Source organism: Sphingomonas pokkalii (assembly GCF_003096275.1).
In the GTDB taxonomy this organism is placed as follows: domain Bacteria; phylum Pseudomonadota; class Alphaproteobacteria; order Sphingomonadales; family Sphingomonadaceae; genus Sphingomonas; species Sphingomonas pokkalii.
Window position 1 is genome coordinate 131,355 of sequence record NZ_QENQ01000001.1, and the last position, 20,523, is coordinate 151,877.

Below are 20,523 nucleotides of genomic sequence, written 5' to 3' on the forward strand. Positions count from 1 at the left end.
CGGGGGAACCAATGCGCAGGGGCAGCGCCTCCTCGTTCAGAATTTCTGCTGACGCTCGTACAACGAACGATAATGCTGGATCCGCGTCACGCGCAGGCCCGGCATCCCCGATCGATCGATCGCGCGCTGCCAGCCGGCGAATTCCTCCACCGTCAGGCCGTACCGCTCGCAAACCTCATCGACCGTCAGCAGTCCGCCGTTCACCGCGGCGACGACTTCGGCCTTGCGGCGAACCACCCAGCGCGTGGTTTCCGGCGGCGGCAGCGTCTCCAGCGTCAGCGGCTCGCCGAGCGGACCGATAACCTTTGCGGGACGGATCTTCTGGTTTTCAATCATCTACCAACCTCTTGGGCCGAGGCCCCGTTACGCGACACGGCAGCGACTGTTACGCACTCGTCTTGAACATCGGCTAAAATGGCAAGGTAAACGCGCACTTCACTATTCCTGCCACCGCCGTAACGCGGCGGCGGCCCCCAGGTGGAATGCACCATGGGCGGGGGCGAGCAGTGCAGCGCGCGGCAGTGGCATAGACAGGCGTGTCTGGATCCGCGCCGTTGGGCTTGCGGCCTGCCGCGCGGCGATGCCGACCAGCAGCACCGCGAGGCCAATCGGCATCGCGGCGGCTGTCGGGTCGCTGGCCAAACGGGCAAAACTCAAATCCACCAATGCATTCCAGTTCGCTTTATCTAAAATTGGCTTTTACGCCGGCAGTGCTGAAGGCCGGGTAAAAGCCAAGCAAAGGGTAGCTTAACCTGGTTCCCGAAGGCTTTCCGAGCGCACCGGGTAGCGTCCGGAACGGGAAACCCCTATTTGGCCGGCCATGAACCCAGGTGATTTCCAGCTGCCCGAGCCGTTGTCGGCGCGGCGAATCGTCGTTGCCATGTCCGGCGGCGTCGATTCGTCGGTCGTGGCAGCGCTCGCGGCGCGCAGCGGGGCGGAAACGATCGGCATCACGCTCCAGCTCTACGATCATGGCGAAGCGGTGGGCCGGGCCGGCAGTTGCTGCGCGGGCCGCGACATTCGCGACGCCCGGGCGGTGTGCGACAGGCTGGGCATCGCCCATTATGTGTTCGATCACGCCAGCAGCTTCCGCACCCAGGTGATCGACGACTTCGCCGACGAGTATCTCGCCGGCCGCACGCCCATTCCGTGCGTGAAATGCAATATGGGCCCGAAATTCACCGATCTGTTCGCGCTCGCCCGCGATCTCGGGGCCGATTGTCTCGCCACCGGACATTATGTCCGCCGTGCCGTCGGGCCGCAGGGCGCCGAACTTCATCGCGCCGCCGATCCGGCGCGCGACCAGAGCTATTTCCTGTTTGCGACAACCGCGGCGCAGCTCGATTTCCTCCGCTTCCCGCTGGGCGGCCTGCCAAAGCCGGCAGTGCGCGCACTGGCGGCGGAGCTGGATCTGGCGGTGGCGGGGAAGCCCGACAGTCAGGATATCTGCTTCGTCCCCGACGGCGATTACGCATCGCTGGTAAAGAAGCTGCGGCCTGAGGCGGCAGACGGCGGCGACATCGTCGACGAAGCGGGCCGCAAGCTGGGGGAGCATCGCGGGCTGATCCACTTCACCGTCGGCCAGCGCCGCGGGCTCGAGATCGGCGGCGCCGCCGAACCCTATTACGTCCTGCGACTCGATGCCGCCACCCAGCAGGTGATCGTCGGCCCGCGCCGCGCGCTGGCCGTACGCGCCGCGCGACTGGAAGGCGTCAACTGGCTGGCCGGCGACTATCAGGGGCCGATGCACGCCAAAGTCCGCAGCCTCGCCAAGCCGGTGCCCGCCCGTTTCGATGGCGAACGCCTGGTGTTCGAGGAACCCGAATATGGCGTCGCACCCGGGCAGGCGGCGGTGCTCTATGCCGCGGATCGCGTGCTCGGCGGCGGCTGGATCGCGGGAACCGAACGCGCGGAATAGCCTGGCCGCCGCCGCACGATTCGACGAATGGCCGGCACCCAGGCTTGCATCCCGGCCAACGGGCTGCAAGATGCTGGCGGAACTGAATGAAAACGGGTGTTGTTGGTCCGGGCGCACCTGCGGCGATCGTAATGCACGGGGGGCGTGCGGGGAATGAAATGCGTGCATTGAGCGTAGAGTCCATGGTTGAATCCGGCGCGTCGGTGATCCGTGCGGAGGCAGCAGCGCTGACGCTGCTCGCCGAGAAACTGGACCACCGGTTCGCCGAAGCCGTCGAGCTGCTCGTGCAGACGCCGGGCCGGGTCGTTCTCGCCGGCATGGGCAAATCGGGGCATATCGCCCGCAAGATCGCGGCGACGCTTTCCGCCACGGGCAGCGCCGCCTATTTCCTGCATCCCGGCGAGGCTTCGCACGGCGATCTGGGCATGCTGCGCGAAGGCGACCTGCTGCTGCTGCTCTCCAATTCCGGCCAGACCGCGGAAATCGCCGCCGTGCTTTCGCACGCCGAACGGCTGAAGGTGCCCGCGATCGCGATCACCGCCGGGGCGGAATCGATGGTAGCGCGGCGATCGACGGTGACGCTGCTGCTCCCGCCCTGTAGCGAGGCGTGCCCGGAAGGGATCGCGCCGACCACCTCCACCACGATGATGCTGGCACTCGGGGACGCGTTGGCGGTGTCGGCGATGCGCAAGCGCGGCATCTCGCGCACGCAGCTGGCCCACTGGCATCCCGGCGGCCGGATCGGCTGGGGGATGCAGACGATCAAGGCCTTTATCGGCGAGAGCGAACCGCTGCCGCTGGTGCGCGCCGATGCCAGCGCCCGAGACGTCGTTCTGGAGATGACCTCGTTCGGCAAGGGGGTCGCCGGCGTGGTCGACGCGGAAGGCGATCTGATCGGCGTGATCACCGATGGCGATCTGCGGCGGGCATTCGATCGGATGCTGATCGCGGTCGCCGGCGACATCATGTCGCGCGATCCGATCACCATCGCCAAGCACGCCTCGGTGGACGATGCGATCGCCCGGATGCAGCAGAACAAGATCACCGTCCTGTTCGTGATGGAAACCGAAACGTCGCGCCGGCCCTGGGGGCTGCTGCACATCCACGATCTCCGCCTCAACGTATGATCCCGAACCCGGCCGTCGACGTGCCCGTGCAAGGCGAAGGAATCATCGTGATCCCGGCGCGCTATGCGTCGTCGCGCTATCCCGGCAAGCCGCTCGCATTGCTGCGCGGCGCAACCGGGATCGCGCAGCCGCTGATCGCGCGCAGCATCGCGGCGGCGCGATCGGCCAGGCTGCCCCTGCCGCTGCACATCGCGACCGACGACGATCGCATCGCAGCGGCAGTGCAGGCGCTTGGCGAACAGCCGGTGCTGACGCCCGCCAGCTGCTTGAACGGCACCGAACGCGTTGCCGCCGCGATCGAGGCGCTGGCGATCTCGCCCAGCTACGCCATCAATTTTCAGGGCGACGCGCTGCTCACGCCGCCCCAGTTCGTCGCCGCTCTCGCCGACTGGATGGAGCGCCATCCCGACTGCGCCGTCGCCACCGTGGCGGTCCCCTGTTCGGCAAGCGTCTATGCCCATCTGGTGATCGATCAGGCCGCCGGCCGAAGCGGCGGCACCACCGTCGTCGTCGATTCGAAGGGGCGGGCGCTCTATTTCTCGAAGCGGGTGCTGCCGTTCATGGGCGGACCGCCGCTGGAAGGCGCGATCCCGGTGCTGCTCCATCTCGGCCTCTACGCCTATCGGCCGGAGGCACTGCAGCGCTACCGCGCGCTTCCCCCCTCGCCCGCCGAACTGGCCGAAGGGCTGGAGCAGCTGCGTTTCCTCCATCACGGCATTCCGATCGACGTCGTCGTGCTGGATGCGCCGGACTGGGATCCGATCGAACTCAACAATCCCAGCGATCTTGCCCCGATCGAAGCCATTCTCGCTGCCCGCGGGCTCGCCTGACATGCTTGTCCGGCGGCAGGAACCGGCAATGTTCCTGCGTGTTCCCCCCTTCCCGCGGGCGCGGGCACTGCCGATCGTGGTGCCAGCTTCGCACGACGAAGAATGCGATCCCGATGCCTTGGCAGAAGCCCTGCGCCGCGATCGGATCGGAGGGGCGTTCTGGGGTGCGCAGCCGCGCTTCCCGGCGGGTCGCGACATCCTTCTGGCGCCCGCCGACGCAACGCAGCGTGCTGCGATGGTGGCGGCGCTGTCCCCCGAGCAACAGGGCCGGGCGGTTCTTGTCCGGCACGCCGGCAGCGGCCTTCCCCAGCTTGCAAGCGGGGAGGCGATCGATCCATGGGCGCTTGCCGAGCAGGCATCGCTGCTGCTGATCGACGCGAACGACGAACTGGCACTGGTGGCGGCACTTGCCGGGCGCGCGATCCGGATATTCGGCCCCGGCCGCTTCGACGGCGTCGAGACGCCGGGGGGCATCGGGCGCATACTCCATGCCGAATTGCTGGCGGGCCGCAACTATCGTGATCCGTTCACCGGCGCCCCCTGCAGCATCGCCGCGATCGTCGACCAGCTCGCCGCCTGGCGCCGCCTGATCGACGGCAATCGCGGCATCGGCCAGGTGCTGGGCGTGGCCGGATGGAAACGGGAAACCGTGGAAGCGCTGCTCTGGAACGGCGGCAGCGGCCCGCGCTATCGCCCCTCGCCCGCCACGCCGGGCACGGCGCTGCTGTGGCGGACGCGGGTTCCCGGCGCGACGCTGCGTCGGCTCGAACGCCGCGGCGCGCAGATCGCGGAGCTCGAAGACGGCTTCCTGCGCTCTGCCGGCCTGGGGGCCAACTGCGTGCCGCCGCTGTCGGTCGCGGTCGATTTTCGCGGCATCCATTTCGATCCCGCCCAGCCAAGCGATCTCGAAGTCCTGATCGAGACGGCCGCATTCGATCCCGCAACCCTCGAACGGGCGTCGGCCCTGATCCGGCGGATCGTCGATGCCGGGCTGGGCAAATATGGCCGCGGCCTGGAACGGCTCGCGCCGCCGGGCGGGGATCGCCGTCATGTGCTCGTCACCGGGCAGGTGGAAGATGATCGCTCGGTTCGTACCGGCGGGGGCGGCAAGACCAATCTGGAGCTCCTCCAGGCTGCCCGCGCCGCCGAGCCCGATGCGTTCCTGATCTACAAGCCCCACCCCGATGTGGAGGCCGGCCATCGCAAGGGGGCGATCGACGACGGCGTGGCCGCCCGCTACGCCGATCGCATCGAGCGGCAGGCGCCGATTTCGAGCCTGCTCGATATCGCGGATGCGGTGCATGTGCTGACATCCCTTGCCGGGTTCGAAGCCCTGTTGCGCAACAGGGAAGTGATCACCCACGGCGTGCCATTCTATGCGGGTTGGGGGCTCACCACCGATCTCGGGCCGGTACCCGCCCGCCGCACCGCCCGCCGCACCCTGCCAGAACTGGTCGCTGCGGCGCTGATCCTCTACCCCCGCTATCTTGATCCGGTGACCGGGTTGCCCTGCGACGTCGAACGCCTGGTCGAACGGATGATCGCGGGACAAACGGTAACCCCGACGCCTCTAGAACGATTGCGCACGGCACAGGGTATGGTTAGACGGATGTTAGTCCGTATCGGATCGGGTGTATGAAGCGGATCCATCGCCCCAGGCGATCCTTTTTGTTCCTGCAGGGGCCACCGGGGCCGTTCTTCTGGCAGCTGGGCCGGAAGATCGCCGCGCATGGCGTATCCGTCCATCGCATCAACCTGAACGGCGGCGACGTCTATGACTGGCCCGGCGAAGCGACCGACTATCGCGGATTGCCAGGCCATTGGCCGATCTTCCTCGATCGCTTCCTGCGCGAGAATGCGATCACCGATCTGGTCCTGTACGGCGATTGCCGCCCGATGCATCTTGCGGCGCATCGGCTGGCCAAGCTGCGCGGCGTCGCGATCCATGTCTTCGAAGAAGGGTATATCCGCCCCGACTGGATGACGCTGGAGCCGGACGGGGTGAACGGCCATTCCACGCTGAATCGCGATCCAGAAGCCCTGCTGGCCCGCGCCCGCACCCTGCCGCCGCTTCCGAACCTGCCGCCGATCACTGCCAGCTTCGGCCGACGCGCACGCGATTCCTACTGGTATTATCACCGCGTCGTCACCGGGCGCCTGCGCTTTCCATTCTACACGTCGCACCGCAAGACCATCATCGTGATCGAAGGCTTTGGCTGGATGCGCAAGTTCCTGCTGTCCCGCCGCCGGACCGTGCAGGCGGGCGAAACGCTGGCACTGCTGAAGGACAAGCCCTTCTATCTCTTCGCGCTCCAGCTGAACGGCGACTATCAGATCCGCGAACATTCGCCGTTCGGGACGATGTACACCGCTGCGGATTATGTGCTGGACAGTTTCGCCCATAACGCACCGCCGGGCACGCATCTGCTGGTGAAGGAACATCCGCTCGATTGCAGCTTCCACAATTGGCGCCGCTTTCTGCGCCACCGGGCCCGTGCGCTCGGGATCGAGGATCGCGTCCACCATCTCGATGGCGGCGATCTCGTCGCACTGGCAGAACAGGCCAAGGGGATGGTCTGCGTGAACAGCACCTCCGGTACGCTCGCGCTCGCCGCAGGCCGGCCGGTGATCGTGCTGGGCGATGCGATCTACGACGTGCCCGGGATCACGCACCAGGGGCATCTGGACGCGTTCTGGGACGCACCGGCCGCGCCGGACATGGCATTGTTCGATGCGTTCCGCCGCGTGCTGCACCAGCACTGCCTGATCCGCGGCGGTCTCGCGAGCGAGTCCGCAACCGAAACCCTGATCGAAACCAGCTTCGAACGGCTGATGGGCCGCGAGAAACGCGAAATCCCGGACTTCGAAACGGTTTCGATCATCGCCTGAAGCGCGGAGCGATCAGGCCCCCGGCTCCAGCCCCGAATCGTCCAGCATCCCGCGTCGCCGCAGGGCAAGGAACAGCCGGTTCACCAGCGGATTGGACCATCCACAATTGGTAGCGAAGTCGCGCTGCAAGGTATCATGGTGCAACTGGTGCGCCGCGGGCGTCATCAGCAACCGGCAGCGGCGCAGCGCCGTCACGATCCAGGGATTACGCTCGCGATGGAGCGATCCGTGGAAATATTGCGCGAAGGCACCACCCACGATCAGGGCAAGGCCCCCCGCCGCCGCCCAGCCGGGAAGCAGCCCGGCATAGGCGGTGGCGTTGAGCAGGAGCGAAACAGGCAGTGCTGCCAGGATCACGGTGCTGCCGATCAGCCGCCACAGGTCGCGCCGGCCAAGCGCGTTCGGGCGCGGATGGTGGTTCTTGAAATCATAGACCAGGCGGTCGAGCGGCCCCACCTTCGACATCCGTTCGCGCCACAGCAGCTTATATGCTTCGGACTCGCGCGATCCCGGATAAAAATACAGCGCATCCAGGCCTTTGCCCGCGGGACAGGGGCGATAATCCATATACATATGGACCAGCCCCGAGGCGAGATCGGCAGCATACCACCCCACCAGCAGCGCCGGAATCGCCCACCAGCTGGGATCCAGCAGCACTGCCAGAACATTGCCTGCCAGCGACAGCAGGAACAATGGCATCAGTATCTGTCGTGCCATCCTCGGCCCCATGCGGTGCCGCCGGCAGGGCGGCTCGTCTCAGAATTCTCCCTAGCCATTGCGCCACCGCACAGCAACGGGTTGCTTTATCGGGCCCGGCGGCGCAATTCGGCGGCCCACCCACTGTTCCGGCGTTCCAGCAGCATTCGCCAATCGGCCGAGGCAGACTCCGTTCCAGCGACCATGCAGCGCGATCTTCTCATCGATGTAAGCCGGCTGATCTGGCGCACCTGGACCGGCCGTCTGCCAACCGGCATCGACCGGGTCTGCCTGGCCTATGTCGATCGCTTCGCCGCCCGCGCCCAGGCCGTGGTCCAGCGCGGCAATCTGCGCCAGGTCCTCACGCCCGCGCTGTCCGACGCGATCTTCCGGCTGATCCGCGAGGGAGGCCCCGGCTTCCGCACCCGCGCGCCGCGGCTGGCAATGCGTGCGGTGGTGGCGCAGCGCGGCGGTCAGGCGGGCAACGGGCGCCTCTACCTCAATGTCGGCCATACCGGGCTCGACGCGACCGGGCTGGTGACCTGGGCCCAGCGGGCGCAGGTGCGGCCGGTCTATCTGATCCACGACCTGATCCCGCTCACCCACCCCGAATTCTGCCGCGTCGGCGAGGATCTCCGCCACCACCGCCGCATGGCCAACGCCCTCGCCAGCGCCACCGGCATCATCGGCAATTCGCAGGCGACGCTCGACGATTTCGCCGCCTTTGCCGCGGCCGAGGGCAAGCCCTGCCCGCCGATGCTGGCGGCGCTGCTCGGCGGCCATCCCCTCCCCGCCGACGCGCCGCCGAGCGCGCTGGACCGGCCCTATTTCGTCACCCTCGGCACGATCGAGGGGCGCAAGAACCACGTCCTGCTGCTCCAGCTCTGGCGCCGGCTGATCACCCACAATGCCGCCGCCTGCCCAAAGCTGGTCATCATCGGACAGCGCGGCTGGGAAGCACAGACGGCGCTGGCGATGCTCGACCGGTTGCCGATGCTCCAGGGCCATGTCACGGTGATCGAGGATTGCGACGACCGGGCGCTGGCCGGCCATCTGCGCGGCGCCCGCGCGCTGCTGATGCCCAGCTTCGCCGAAGGCTATGGCCTGCCGGTGGTGGAGGCGCTCGGTGTCGGCACGCCGGTGGTGGCGAGCGACCTGCCGGTGTTCCGCGAACTCGCCGGCGACCTGCCAATCTATTGCGATCCGCTCGATGGCGCGGCGTGGCTCGCGGCGATTGCCCACCACCTGCAGGACGGCGATGTCCGCGCGGCGCAGCTGGCGCGCGTGCAGGGCTATGCCATGCCCAGCTGGGAGGGGCATTTCGCCGCGGTCGAGCCCTGGCTCGCCGGCCTCTGAATCCGGAAGGTCCAGGGGGTTCTGTTGCCCGGCCCCCCTGGCGGCCGCTGGAGTCCACTTCTGTTGCCCGGTGTGGCCCAACCGCGCATTTTAGAATAACCTTAGGCCGTTAAGCCGTGAGGTTACGCCGCAATAGCGAGTGCTTCGTTATCGTTGGCACTTGTGTAATGGGCCGTTGCGGTGGTCCCATTCCGAGCGAAGACAGCGCTTTTCAATACACGTCGATCCTGGTTCGGCCCCGTCAGAAACGGTGTCCAGATACACCACCGGTTATGGTGGAGCCGCCGGGTACTGCCCCCGGGTCCGCTGCATCTATTGCACGCCATTGTTTATCGCCATAGCCGGGCGAACCCGGCAAAACCCCATATAGGGCCTTTGCGCTTAATGAAAAGGTCAGGTTGCACGGATTAAGCGCCTTCACACCGCCCCATTCGGTTGGCATGGAGAGTGCATCATGTTGACGCAGCGTTCCCGCTACGCGCTCCGCGCAATGCTCTTCCTTGCCGAACAGCCGATCAGCGGCGCGCCCGTGCCGATGAATCGCATCGCCGCGGAGGCCAATGTTCCGCGCAAGTTCCTCGAGTTGATCCTGGCCGATCTACGGGAGGCGAACTTCCTCACCTCCACGCGCGGCAAGATGGGCGGCTATCGTCTTGCCCGCCCGGCGCACCTCATCTCGCTGGGCGAGATCATCCGGGTGATCGAAGGGCCGCTGGCGCTGGTCCCCTGCGTCAGCCGCACCGCCTACCGCCCCTGCAACGACTGCAAGGATGAGGCCGCCTGCGCGATCCGCCAGGCGATGGCCCGGGTACGCGACGAAACCGCCCGTATCCTGGACGGCACCAGCCTGGCCGATGCCGTGGCAGAGGATCTCGCGGCGGCCTAAGCCGCCTCGTTCCGCTTCTTCAGTTCGTCGCGAATCTCGCGCAGCAGCACCACATCGGCGGGATCGGCGGCAGGCGGCGCGACACCCGCGGCTTTTTCCCGCTCGGCCGCGGCGAGCACCTTGTTCACCATCCGCATCAGCACGAACACGATGAACGCCAGGATGATGAAGTTGATCACCACGGTGATGAACTGGCCGAAGCCGAACAGCGGCACGCCCGCCGCCTTCAGCGCGGCATAGCTGGTCGTCGAACCGCTATAGCTTGCCGGAATCGCACCCAGCCGAATGAAATAGCCGGAAAAGTCGACGCCCCCGAACAGCGCGCCGACGACCGGCATAATGATATCGTCGGTCAGCGACTTGGTGATGTTGCCGAACGCCGCGCCGATGATCACGCCGACCGCGAGATCGAGCACGTTCCCCCGTGCGATGAACGCCTTGAAGTCCTTCAACATCCGCCGTCTCTCCCATTGCGAAACGGGCGGACCATGGCCAAGTCCGATCGAAGCGCCAAGCCCCCTGCGGATCCGATTTCGCTTCCGTACCGGAGTGTAGGCATCGTATAAGACACCCTGTTGATGGGATTTGGAGGTTGCTTCCCCATGAAGTTTCGTACCGCACTCGTGCCGATCGCAGCCCTGTCGCTCTCGGCCTGCGGGCTCAACAGCGTCCCCACCGCCGAGGAGAACGCCAAGGCGAAATGGGCGGACGTGCAGGCACAATATCAGCGCCGCGCCGATCTGGTGCCGAACCTCGTCGCGACGGTGAAGGGCTCGGCGGCGTCGGAAGGCAAGATCCTGGCGGACGTGATGAACGCCCGCGCCAAGGCGACCTCGGTGCAGGTCAACGCCAATGATCTCACCGATCCGGCCAAGGTCCAGCAGTTCCAGGCGGCGCAGCAGCAGCTGGGCGGCTCGCTCTCGCGCCTGCTCGCGACCACCGAGGCCTATCCGGACCTGAAGAGCCAGGCGAACTTCACGACGCTGATGAGCCAGCTCGAAGGCACCGAGAACCGCATCACCATTGCGATCCGCGACTATAACCAGGCGGTGCAGGACTATAACACCCGCATCCGCACCTTCCCCGACGCGGTGGGCGCCAAGATCTTCTACGGCGCCAAGCCGATGACGCCGTTCCAGGCCAAGGCCGGCGCCGACGTCGCACCCACGGTGAACTTCGGGAACGGCAACTGATCCGTCCCGCCCCCGGAGCGTCGCTGATGCGTGTGCTGCGTTTCCTCGTGCTGCTCGTCGCCCTGTTGGCCGGGGCGACGAGCGCGCTGGCGGATCCGACCTTTCCGAAGCTGACCGGCCGGGTGGTGGACGATGCGCACCTGCTCTCGCCGGAGCAGGTGGCGCAGCTCACCCAGCTTTCGCGCGACATCCAGCAGGCGTCGAGCCGGCAATTCTACATTGCCACGATCCCGGACCTGCAGGGTTATGACATCGCCGATTACGGCTATCAGCTCGGCCGCACCTGGGGCCTCGGCCAGAAAGGCGCGGATAACGGCATAATCCTGATCGTCGCTCCCAGCGAACGGCGGGTGACAATCCAGGTAGGCTACGGCCTCGAACCGATCATGACCGACGCGCTGTCGAGCCAGATCATCAACGGCATCATCGTCCCGAGATTCAAGGCGGGCGACATGGCAGGCGGCATCGTGGCGGGCGCGCAGGCTATCGCCGAGCAGATGAAACAGCCGCTGGAGGCCGCCGAGCAGAAGGCCAAGGCGGCACAGGATGCCGCGACCAAGTCTTCCGCACGAAAGCGCCATGGCGGAGGCTTGCCGATCGGGCTGCTGTTCTGGTTCATCATCCTCGTCGTCGTTCTGGTGCCGATGCTGGCGCGCTTCGGCGGGCGGCGGCGCCCGGGCCCGTGGGACGGCGACGCCTATCGCGACCGTGACAGCGGCGTGCTGCCGATCGTGCTTTGGACCATTGCTAACGAAATCGGACGCGAGGCGAGCCGCCGCAATGATGGCTGGGGCGGCGGCGGTGGTTGGAGCGGCGGCGATGACGGCAGCTGGGGTGACGGTGGCGGCGGCGGCGATGATTTCTCCGGCGGCGGCGGGTCGTTCGGCGGCGGCGGGGCTTCGGGGAGCTGGTGAGGATGCGATTGACCGATCAGGACCGCGCACGGGTCGCGACCGCCGTGGCGGCAGCCGAGGCGAACACCAGCGGCGAGATCGTCACGGTGCTCGCGCGCCGATCCGACGATTATGCCGATGTCGCGCTGCAATGGGCGGCACTCGCCATGCTGCTGGTGCTCGCGCTGCTCGCATGGCAGCCCTGGCCGATCGAATGGCTGCACAGCCGGATGATCGATCCCTGGGCGCAGACCGTGCCGGCGCACTGGTACCTCACCGCCGCGCTGGTGGTCAGCGCGCTCACCTTCCTCATCGTCCGCGTCGCGCTGGCAAAGGACGCACTGCGCATCGCGCTCGCCCCGGGATCGACCAAGACGCGGCGGGTCCATGCCCGCGCGCTGACGCTGTTCCGTACGGCGGCGGAGAAGCGGACCACGGGGTCCACCGGCGTGCTGCTCTACCTCAGCCTCGCCGAGCACCGCGCGGAGATTCTCGCCGATTCGGCGATCCATTCGCGCGTCACGCCCGAGATATGGGGGGCGGCGATGGCGGCATTGCTCGCCGAGGTGAAGCACGGGCGCGTCGCCGAGGGCATGGCGGCGGCGGTGGCGCAGATCGGCATCGTGCTCGCCGAGCATTTCCCGCGCGCCGCCGACGATGTGAACGAGCTTCCCGATCGGCTGATCGAACTCTAAGGCAGCGCGCATGACCGACGAACCGATCGAGACCCCTTGGGCGGGCAAGTGGATCACCGTGCGCCGCCAGGGCAAATGGGAATATGTCGCCCGCGCCCGCGGCATCCGCGCCGTAGTGATCGTCGCGATCGACGAGGAGGACCGCGTCATTCTGGTCGACCAGTACCGGGTGCCGATGGGCCGCCGCTCGATCGAGCTGCCCGCCGGACTGATCGGCGATACCGAGGAAGGCGACACGGTCGAGGCCGCCGCCCGCCGCGAGCTGGCGGAAGAGGCGGGCTATGCTTGCGAACGCGTCGAGGAACTTGGCGAGTATTTCGCCTCGCCCGGCATGGTGAGCGAAAGCTTCACGCTGGTGCGCGCGCATGGACTGACGCGAATCGGCGCGGGCGGCGGCGTGGATGGCGAGGACATCAACGTCCACCATGTGCCGATGGCCGAACTGCCGTCGTTCATCGACGAATGCCGCGCGCAGGGCATGGGTGTCGACGTGAAGATGTTGCTGCTGCTCAGCGGCGCGCTGCTGGGGCGGGGCTGAGGCGCGCTTCTACGGATCGGCCAACACCACCTGTCATCCCCGCGCAGGCGGGGATCCATTGGTGGGAACCGCACGGCTCGATCCCAAGCGTCCTGGCAAATGGATCCCCGCCTGCGCGGGGATGACGACGAAAGCTTCAGCACTTCATCCGCAGCTTCCCCACGGGGAAGCGCGCGCAATCAGCGGAAATTGTCGGCGTAGGCCTGCAGCTTGAGCTTGCGCTGCGGCGCCGGCACCACGTGATAGGCATAGCCCTCGCGCTCGGCATAGTCCTTGGCCGCTTCCAGCGTCGGGAAGGACAAGCGCAGCTGGTTCGCCGTCTCGCCGCCGCCGGCCCAGCCGGTCAGCGGATCGGGGCGCTGCGGCGTGTGCGGCTCGAACTCGAGGACCCAGTTGTCGGTCCGGGCGCGGCCGGACTGCATCGCGTTCTTGACGCGCTGATAGATGCGAGCGGACTTCATGGGACCGCTCCTTAGCGCGCCCCGCGCGCCCTTGCATCAGCGTTTTTCGTCCGTAGCGTTGCGGAGGCCGCGGCGGGATCGTCCGGCCAGGGATGGCGCGGATAGCGGCCGCGCATTTCCTTGGCCACCGCCACCCAGCTGCCCTTCCAGAAGCCGGGCAGATCGCGGGTGGTCTGAATGGGGCGGCCAGCGGGCGAGGTGAGGCTGAGCACCAGCGGCACATTGCCGCCGATCATCGGATGCTCGGCCAGGCCGAACAGCGCCTGGACGCGCACCTCGACGGTGGGGCCGGCCTCGGCGGCATAGTCGATCGCGTGGCTGGAGCCGGCAGGCGTCTCGAAGCGCGCAGGCGCGAGCCGGTCGAGCGTCTTCTGTCCGTCCCAGCCGAGCAGGTTCTGCAGCGCCTGGCTGAGCGATTCGGGGGACACCGCGTCGAGCCGGCGCTTGCCCTCCAGCGCGGCGGGCAGCCAGTCGTCGAGCGTGGCGAGCAGCGCCGCGTCGGTCAGCGCCTCGATCCCGGCATAGGCAGCGCGGGTGCGGAGCGCCTGGCCGGTGTCGGACCAGGGGAGCAGGTGCAGCCCATGGCTGCGCACGCCTTCGAGTAGCGCCGATTCGATTTCCGCTGGCGACGCGCCCGAATCGCTGCCGCCGGAGAGGCGCACGGCGCCCAGCCGGCGCTCGCGCAGCGCTTCGATGCGGCCGGTGGTAGGATCGAAGCTGACCGTGCGGCGCGTCTCGATCCGGTCGGCGAACAGCGATTCGACCGTGGCGGCGTCGATCGACGCGGCGGAAAGGATGCGCGCGCCGGCGGCCATGCCCTGCGTCTCGGCGACGGCGAGCCAATCGGCGCGGGCGAGCGGCGAGGTCGGATCGAGCTTGAATCCGCGCCCGCCGACCGAGGCCCAGGTCTCGCCCGAGCCGTCACGGCGCTTGGCCACCCGATCGGGGAAGGCGAGCGCGACGCAGAGGGCGACGTCTTCACCCTGCACTCCCCCTCCCGCGCGCGGGAGGGGGCCGGGGGGTGGGCCCCCGGCATCCGCACCGGATTCGCGCGTGGAGAGCGGGCGCCCACCCCCTAGCCCCCTCCCGCGCGCGGGAGGGGGGACCAGCTTGCTCCAGCGTTCGGCCAGGCGCCGCGCGTTCTCCGCACGCTGGCCGCGTTCGCCCTCCCACCGGCGCAGGCGCAGTTCCAGATCCGCATCATTGCCCCCAAGCCCCCGCTCGCCGAGCAGCACCGCCACCGCCGCGGCCGTTCGCGCCATGCCGCGTTCGCTCGCGCGGACCAGCATGTGGCCGAGCCGTGGCGGCAGCGGCAGGCGGGCGATCGCCTTGCCATGCTCGGTCGGGCGGCCATCGCCGTCGATCGCCTCCAGCGCCCCCAGCCGCGCCCGCGCCTCGGCGATGGCCGCCTCGGGCGGCGGATCGAGCCAGGCGAGCTGGCGCGGATCGGTCACACCCCAAAGCGCGCAATCGAGCATCAGCGCCGACAGATCGGCTTCCAGGATTTCCGGCGGATCGAAGCGCGGCAGCCCCGCCGTCGCCGCTTCTTCCCACAGCCGATAGGCGGTCCCCGGCCCCTGCCGCGCCGCGCGGCCCGCGCGCTGGGTGACCGCCGCCTGGCTCGCCCGCTCGGTCACCAGCCGCGTCATTCCCGCCGCACGATCGTAGCGTGGGCGGCGCGCGAGCCCCGAATCGACCACCACCCGGATGCCGTCGAGCGTCAGCGAGGTCTCGGCGATCGAGGTCGCCAGCACGATCTTGCGCCGCCCTTGCTGGTCGGGCGCGATCGCCGCGCGCTGGGCGGCGGGCTCCAGGCTGCCATGCAGCCGGTGGAGCACCGCGCCGCCAATGTCGCCCAGCCGCTCGGCCGTCCGCTCGATCTCCGCGACGCCGGGCAGGAAGGCGAGGATACCCCCCGTCTCCTCCCGCAGCGCCTGTCGCACCGCGCCCGCCACCGAATCCTCGATCCGCGCCTCGGCCGCACGGCCGAGATGGCGCAGCGTCAGCGGAAAGCTGCGGCCTTCGCTCTCCACCACCGGTGCGTCGCCCATCAGTCCGGAAAAACGGCTTCCGTCCAGCGTCGCGGACATCGCGACCAGCCGCAGGTCCGGCCGCAGCGCGGCCTGCGCATCCAGCGCCAGCGCGAGGCCGAAATCGCTGTCGAGGCTGCGCTCATGCACTTCGTCGAACAGCACGGCGGAGACGCCGGCCAGTTCCGGATCGGACTGGATGCGGTTGACGAAAATGCCCTCGGTAACGACCGTCACCCGCGTCGCCGCCGAGCGCTTGCTGTCCATCCGCGTGGCATAGCCATAGGTCTTGCCGACGCTCTCGCCCGCCAGCGCCGCCATCCGCTCCGCCGCCGCGCGCGCCGCGAGTCTGCGGGGGGAGAGCAGCAGGATCTCGCCATCGCACCAGGCCGCACCGAGCAGCGCCGGCGCCACCGCCGTGGTCTTGCCCGCCCCTGGCGGTGCCACCAGCACGGCATTGCTGCGTTCGCGCAGCGCATCGAGCAGCACCGGCAACACGGCGTGGATCGGCAGGGTGGACGTCATCAGGCTGCAACCATTCGGGACAAGCGTGGTTAGGCGGACTCACCGCCAGAGGAGCGCGACATGGCACGAATCCTTTCCCAGTTCACCATCACGCCGGATAGCGACGGCGACTACACGCTGCATCTGGAAGACGAGGAAGGCGAAACCATCGAGCTGAGCGCAAGCTATGAACAGCTCGACCTGATCGTCGAAGCGATTGAGGACGCACTGGATATCGACGAGGACGACGTAATCGAAGTCGAAGACGAAGAAAAATCGACCGAGGAGTAACCCCGGCGGCGCGCGTCAATAGGCGCGCGCCACCGCGAATTCCACGGCTTCGACCATCGCGTCCTTCGCCTCGCAGGCGCGGAAGCCGCCCAGCGCATCGATCGCGCGCTGGCCATAATGGCGGGCCCGCGCCAGCGTATCGTCCACCGCGCGGCAGCTGCGCACCAGACGGATCGCCTCGGCGAAATCCTCGTCCGCGATGCGGCGGCCCGAAATCGCTTCCTTCCAGAAGGCGCGTTCCGCTTCGTTGCCGCGCGCATAGGCGAGGATCACCGGCAGCGTCATCTTGCCTTCGCGGAAATCGTCGCCGGCATCCTTCCCCATGGTCGACGCGTCCGAGACATAGTCGATCGCATCGTCGACCAGCTGGAAGGCGATGCCGAGGTTGCGGCCATAGGCATCGAGCGCCAGCTCCTCCGCCTCGGGCCGCTCGGCGACCACGGCGGCGACGCGGCAGGCCGCGGCGAACAGCGCGGCGGTCTTGGCGCCGATGATGTCGAGATAGCGATCCTCGGAAAGGTCGATCCGGCGCACCGCAGTCAGCTGGTTCACCTCGCCCTCGGCGATGATCGCGCTGGCACCGGAGAGGATGCGCAGCGCCTTCAGGCTCTCGGCCTCGACCATCAGCTCGAACGAGCGGCTGAACAGGAAGTCGCCGACCAGCACGCTCGCCGGGTTGCCCCAGATGATATTGGCGGTGCGGCGGCCCCGGCGCAGGTCCGAGCTGTCGACCACGTCGTCATGGAGCAGGGTCGCGGTGTGGATGAACTCCACGGCAGCGGCCAGCTTGTGGTGGCGCGTGCCGGTATAGCCGAGCAGCCGGGCGCTGGCGAGCGTCAGCATCGGCCGCATCCGCTTGCCGCCGCCGGCGATCAGATGGCCGGCGAGTTCGGGAATCAACGGGATTTCCGACTGCATGCGATCGAGGATCACCGCGTTCACCAGGTTCATGTCCTGGGCGACCAGCGCCATGATCGGATCGAGCGAGGGTTGGGTTCGCGACCCCAGGCGGTGGACGGTAGCGCTCATATGCACGTGCCTCTGGCCTTTGTGCATTGCAAAGGCAAGAGGTGCTTGCATGGCCGTGCCGCAGCGGCAATGGAGATTCGCATGACCGACGCGACGCTGACCCGCTATCGCCAGAGCATCGACAATATCGATGCGGCGCTCGTCTTCATGCTCGCCGAGCGCTTCAAGGTGACCCAGGCGGTCGGCCGCTACAAGGCCGAATCCGGGCTGCCCCCCGCCGATCCCGGCCGGGAGGAAGCGCAGATCGCCCGCCTGCGCGCGCTGGCCCAGGATGCCGATCTCGATCCCGAATTTTCCGAGAAGTTCCTGCGTTTCATCATCGACGAGGTGATCCGCCACCATCGCCAGGCCCAGGAAGCCGGAGCCGGAACCGCGGGGGACTGACTCCGTTGCTGGGCGTACCACCCAAGGGGGCAAGCGCTTGAGCGACGATTACCTGATCTTCCGACCCGACGATGTCGACCTCACCCGCTCGCCGCTGCGCGCAGGCGTGGACGAGCCGACCTATGTGCTGGGTGCCTTCAACCCCGGCTTCGCGCGGCTGCCGAACGGCAATCTGCTGCTGATGGTCCGCGTCGCGGAAGCGCTGCGCGATCCGGTCGTCGGCGATCAGGCGCGGGCGATTCGCTGGACGCCCTCGGGCTATGTGCTGGACGCCCATCCGGTCGCCGGCCTAGACATGGACGATCCGCGCCAGTTCGCGCTGAAGGCACGCAGCCCCCGACTGCTGGGCCTCACCTCGCTCTCCTGGCTGCTGCCGGTCGAACTGGATGCGGCGGGCCGTGCGGTGGTGGCGGTGCACTATGACAAGGCGATCGCGCCCTCGGCCTCGTACCTCGACTATGGCGTCGAGGATGCACGGATCACGTTGATCGACGGCACCTACTGGATGACGGTGTGCGGCGTCTCCGCCGAGCGCCACTGCACCGCGATGTACCGATCTTCGACGGGGTTGGACTGGGACCTGCTGGGCGTGGTGCTCGACCATCAGAACAAGGACATGATCCTGTTCGAGGGGCGGATCGGCGGGTTCTTCCATGCGCTCACCAGGCCATTGGGAGAAGTGTATTTCGCCTATCCCGATGATTCGCCGTATCTCGGCGGCCCGTCGATCCACCTCGCCCGTTCGCCGGACGGGCTGCACTGGAAGCCGCTCGACCAGCCCGGCCTGCGCGCCCGCAAGGGCTCCACCTCGAACCAGCGGATCGGCGGCGGCAGCCAGCCGGTGCTGACCGATGCGGGCTGGCTGATGATCTATCACGGCGTCGAGAAGCGCGACACCGTGGGCATCTATCGCAGCTTCTGGGCGCTGCTCGATCGCGACGATCCCAGCGTCATCCTGCGCCAGGAAGACACGGTGCCGCTGCTGGAAGCCAATCCGGCACTGACCGCGGACATCGCGCACCAGCTCTATCTGCCAACGCCGGTGGTGTTCACCACCGGACTCGTCGACGCCGGCGATCGGTACATCGTCGCCAGCGGCGAAGCGGATCTGGCCTGCCGGATCACCCACATCCCGAAGGAACGCTTCCGATGACCGAACCGCTGTGGTGGCAGACCGGCGTGATCTATCAGGTCTATCCGCGCTCGTTTGCCGATGCGAACGGCGACGGGATCGGCGATCTGGCGGGCATCACCGCACGGCTCGACTATCTGGTGGATCTCGGCGTCGACGCGGTCTGGCTCTCCCCGATCTTCCCATCGCCGATGGCGGATTTCGGCTATGACGTGGCCGATTATTGCGGGGTCGATCCGCGCTTCGGCACGCTCGCGGACTTCGACCGCTTGCGCGACGCCGCCCACGCGCGCGGCCTCAAGCTGCTGCTCGATTTCGTGCCCAACCACAGCTCGAGCGAGCATCCCTGGTTCCTGGAGAGCCGGTCGTCACGCACGAACCCCAAGCGCGACTGGTATATCTGGCGCGATCCCGCGCCCGATGGCGGCCCACCCAACAACTGGCAAAGCTATTTCGGCGGCAGCGCGTGGGAATGGGACGCGGCGACCGGCCAATATTATCTCCACCAGTTCCTGAAGGAACAGCCCGAGCTCAACTGGCGCAACCCGGAGCTGCGCGCGGCGATGCTCGATGCCATGCGCTTCTGGTTCGATCGCGGGGTCGACGGCTTCCGCATCGACGTCCTGTGGCTGGCGATCAAGCACCCCGACTTCCCCGACAACCCCGCCAATCCGGACTGGCGCGTGGGGATGCAGGACATCGAGCGGCTGCTGCCCGCCCATTCGGCCGACCAGCCCGAGATGATGGGAATCATCGCCGCGATGCGCGAGGTGGCGGACGCCTATCCCGAGCGCGTGCTGATCGGCGAGATCTACCTGCCGATCCCGCGCCTCGTCGCCTATTATGGCGAGGGCGGCAATGGCGTGCACCTGCCCTTCAACTTCCATCTGCTCGATGCGCGCTGGGACGCCGGGGCGCTGGCGCAGCTGATCGCCGACTATGAAGGCGCGCTGCCCGCCGATGGCTGGCCCAACTGGGTGCTCGGCAACCACGACAAGCCGCGCGTGGCCTCGCGGGTGGGGCCGGCGCAGGCGGCGGTTGCGATGCTGCTGCTGCTCACCCTGCGCGGCACCCCGACATTGTACCAGGGGGACGAGCTGGGCATGCCCAACGTCGCCATCCCGCCCGAGCGGGTGCAGGACCCGCAGGCGCTGCGCGAGCCCGATACCGCCTTCAACCGCGACGAGGTCCGGACGCCGATGCCGTGGGATGCCAGCGCGCATGCCGGGTTCAGCACGGTCGAGCCCTGGTTGCCGCTCAACCCGGACTGGGCCGAGCGCAACGTGATGGTGCAGCGGGACGACGCAGGCTCGATGCTCACCTTCACCCGCGCGCTGCTCGCGCTGCGACGGGCGCATCGGGCACTATCCGTGGGGAGCTGGCACGCCGTGTCGAGCGACGGTGCGGTGCTTGCCTATGAACGGCGGCATAGCGAGGAGCGGGTGCTGGTGGCGCTGAACCTGTCGAATGCGGCGCAGACGCTGGTGTTGCCGGCATGGGCGGAAACGTTGACGCCCGCGCTCACCACGCCCCCTACCCGTCATCCCCGCCTTCGCGGGGATGACGGCGGGATTGCGGATGGCGCTGTCCTCTCCCTCGCCCCGAACCAAGGCATTTTGCTCGCATGACCACCCCGTCCGTGCCCCTGCGAAAGCAGGGGCCCAGTGCCAC

At 67.9% G+C, this 20,523-nt stretch carries 22 protein-coding genes and 1 other RNA gene; 15 read left to right on the plus strand and 8 right to left on the minus strand.

What is annotated here, in order from left to right:
* Positions 1–36: 36 nt before the first annotated feature.
* Together sciP and DD559_RS19710 are read right to left on the minus strand one after the other, a co-directional pair.
* Entirely contained in the window at positions 37–336 is a 300-nt protein-coding gene (gene sciP / locus DD559_RS00605; protein WP_019369349.1) for a CtrA inhibitor SciP, read from the minus strand.
* 102 nt (positions 337–438) lie between these two features.
* Entirely contained in the window at positions 439–615 is a 177-nt protein-coding gene (locus tag DD559_RS19710) for a hypothetical protein (RefSeq protein WP_165830944.1), read from the minus strand.
* 205 nt (positions 616–820) lie between these two features.
* On the opposite strand from DD559_RS19710, the gene mnmA reads away from it, so the two are divergent.
* The 5 genes from mnmA (at position 821) to DD559_RS00635 (ending at position 6,764) form a co-directional block, all read left to right on the plus strand.
* A complete protein-coding gene (mnmA, locus tag DD559_RS00615; RefSeq protein WP_116467488.1) occupies positions 821–1,918 on the plus strand; it encodes a tRNA 2-thiouridine(34) synthase MnmA in 1,098 nt (365 codons plus the stop codon).
* Positions 1,919–2,100: 182 nt separating this feature from the next.
* A complete protein-coding gene (locus tag DD559_RS00620) occupies positions 2,101–3,045 on the plus strand; it encodes a KpsF/GutQ family sugar-phosphate isomerase (protein WP_240610066.1) in 945 nt (314 codons plus the stop codon).
* The gene (locus DD559_RS00625; protein ID WP_116467490.1) at positions 3,042–3,875 is read left to right on the plus strand and encodes a 3-deoxy-manno-octulosonate cytidylyltransferase; all 834 of its coding nucleotides are present in this window, start codon (positions 3,042–3,044) and stop codon (positions 3,873–3,875) included. Before DD559_RS00620 ends, DD559_RS00625 begins: the two co-directional genes overlap by 4 nt.
* A 28-nt stretch (positions 3,876–3,903) precedes the next feature.
* Positions 3,904–5,514 (plus strand): capsular polysaccharide export protein, LipB/KpsS family, encoded by a 1,611-nt coding sequence (locus tag DD559_RS00630; RefSeq protein WP_116470619.1) that lies wholly within the window; start codon positions 3,904–3,906, stop codon positions 5,512–5,514.
* Positions 5,511–6,764 (plus strand): capsule polysaccharide biogenesis protein, encoded by a 1,254-nt coding sequence (locus DD559_RS00635; RefSeq protein ID WP_116467491.1) that lies wholly within the window; start codon positions 5,511–5,513, stop codon positions 6,762–6,764. The genes DD559_RS00630 and DD559_RS00635 overlap by 4 nt, the downstream gene beginning before the upstream one ends.
* Positions 6,765–6,776: 12 nt before the next feature.
* On the opposite strand, the gene DD559_RS00640 is transcribed toward DD559_RS00635, so the two are convergent.
* The gene (locus DD559_RS00640; protein WP_165830945.1) at positions 6,777–7,481 is read right to left on the minus strand and encodes a fatty acid desaturase CarF family protein; all 705 of its coding nucleotides are present in this window, start codon (positions 7,479–7,481) and stop codon (positions 6,777–6,779) included.
* 183 nt (positions 7,482–7,664) lie between these two features.
* On the opposite strand from DD559_RS00640, the gene DD559_RS00645 reads away from it, so the two are divergent.
* Complete coding sequence (locus tag DD559_RS00645; RefSeq protein ID WP_116467493.1) at positions 7,665–8,816, plus strand: glycosyltransferase family 4 protein; 1,152 nt, start codon at positions 7,665–7,667, stop codon at positions 8,814–8,816.
* 49 nt (positions 8,817–8,865) lie between these two features.
* Here the strand turns inward: DD559_RS00645 and ssrA are convergent.
* Positions 8,866–9,211: a transfer-messenger RNA gene (gene ssrA, locus DD559_RS00650) on the minus strand.
* A 59-nt stretch (positions 9,212–9,270) separates the two neighbouring features.
* Between ssrA and DD559_RS00655 the strand changes: the two genes are divergently transcribed.
* The gene (locus DD559_RS00655; RefSeq protein ID WP_116467494.1) at positions 9,271–9,702 is read left to right on the plus strand and encodes an RrF2 family transcriptional regulator; all 432 of its coding nucleotides are present in this window, start codon (positions 9,271–9,273) and stop codon (positions 9,700–9,702) included.
* Here the strand turns inward: DD559_RS00655 and mscL are convergent.
* Positions 9,699–10,157 (minus strand): large conductance mechanosensitive channel protein MscL, encoded by a 459-nt coding sequence (gene mscL, locus DD559_RS00660; RefSeq protein ID WP_116467495.1) that lies wholly within the window; start codon positions 10,155–10,157, stop codon positions 9,699–9,701. The genes DD559_RS00655 and mscL overlap by 4 nt on opposite strands.
* A gap of 147 nt (positions 10,158–10,304) precedes the next feature.
* Between mscL and DD559_RS00665 the strand changes: the two genes are divergently transcribed.
* The 4 genes from DD559_RS00665 to DD559_RS00680 are packed head-to-tail and all read left to right on the plus strand — an operon-like array spanning position 10,305 to position 13,021.
* A complete protein-coding gene (locus tag DD559_RS00665; RefSeq protein WP_116467496.1) occupies positions 10,305–10,895 on the plus strand; it encodes a LemA family protein in 591 nt (196 codons plus the stop codon).
* A 26-nt stretch (positions 10,896–10,921) separates the two neighbouring features.
* Entirely contained in the window at positions 10,922–11,809 is an 888-nt protein-coding gene (locus DD559_RS00670) for a TPM domain-containing protein (protein ID WP_116467497.1), read from the plus strand.
* Between the two features lie 2 nt (positions 11,810–11,811).
* On the plus strand, positions 11,812–12,483 hold the full coding sequence (locus DD559_RS00675) for a TPM domain-containing protein (protein ID WP_116467498.1): 672 nt from the start codon (positions 11,812–11,814) through the stop codon (positions 12,481–12,483).
* Between the two features lie 10 nt (positions 12,484–12,493).
* The gene (locus DD559_RS00680; RefSeq protein WP_116467499.1) at positions 12,494–13,021 is read left to right on the plus strand and encodes an NUDIX hydrolase; all 528 of its coding nucleotides are present in this window, start codon (positions 12,494–12,496) and stop codon (positions 13,019–13,021) included.
* A gap of 179 nt (positions 13,022–13,200) precedes the next feature.
* Here DD559_RS00680 and DD559_RS00685 read toward each other — a convergent pair whose 3' ends face one another.
* Both DD559_RS00685 and hrpB read right to left on the minus strand, forming a co-directional pair.
* On the minus strand, positions 13,201–13,482 hold the full coding sequence (locus DD559_RS00685; RefSeq protein WP_116467500.1) for an ETC complex I subunit: 282 nt from the start codon (positions 13,480–13,482) through the stop codon (positions 13,201–13,203).
* Between the two features lie 11 nt (positions 13,483–13,493).
* The gene (gene hrpB, locus DD559_RS00690) at positions 13,494–16,037 is read right to left on the minus strand and encodes an ATP-dependent helicase HrpB (protein ID WP_116467501.1); all 2,544 of its coding nucleotides are present in this window, start codon (positions 16,035–16,037) and stop codon (positions 13,494–13,496) included.
* 60 nt (positions 16,038–16,097) lie between these two features.
* On the opposite strand from hrpB, the gene DD559_RS00695 reads away from it, so the two are divergent.
* Complete coding sequence (locus tag DD559_RS00695; protein WP_116467502.1) at positions 16,098–16,307, plus strand: hypothetical protein; 210 nt, start codon at positions 16,098–16,100, stop codon at positions 16,305–16,307.
* Positions 16,308–16,322: 15 nt separating this feature from the next.
* Here the strand turns inward: DD559_RS00695 and DD559_RS00700 are convergent, their stop codons facing one another.
* On the minus strand, positions 16,323–17,336 hold the full coding sequence (locus tag DD559_RS00700; protein WP_116467503.1) for a polyprenyl synthetase family protein: 1,014 nt from the start codon (positions 17,334–17,336) through the stop codon (positions 16,323–16,325).
* A gap of 81 nt (positions 17,337–17,417) precedes the next feature.
* On the opposite strand from DD559_RS00700, the gene DD559_RS00705 reads away from it, so the two are divergent.
* The 3 genes from DD559_RS00705 to DD559_RS00715 are packed head-to-tail and all read left to right on the plus strand — an operon-like array spanning position 17,418 to position 20,480.
* Positions 17,418–17,720, plus strand: coding sequence for a chorismate mutase (locus DD559_RS00705; RefSeq protein WP_116470620.1), 303 nt, complete (start codon positions 17,418–17,420; stop codon positions 17,718–17,720).
* Positions 17,721–17,757: 37 nt separating this feature from the next.
* Positions 17,758–18,873, plus strand: a complete 1,116-nt coding sequence (locus DD559_RS00710; protein WP_116467504.1) for a glycoside hydrolase family 130 protein — start codon at positions 17,758–17,760, stop codon at positions 18,871–18,873.
* The gene (locus tag DD559_RS00715) at positions 18,870–20,480 is read left to right on the plus strand and encodes an alpha-amylase family glycosyl hydrolase (RefSeq protein WP_116467505.1); all 1,611 of its coding nucleotides are present in this window, start codon (positions 18,870–18,872) and stop codon (positions 20,478–20,480) included. The genes DD559_RS00710 and DD559_RS00715 overlap by 4 nt, the downstream gene beginning before the upstream one ends.
* The last annotated feature ends 43 nt before the right edge of the window (positions 20,481–20,523 follow it).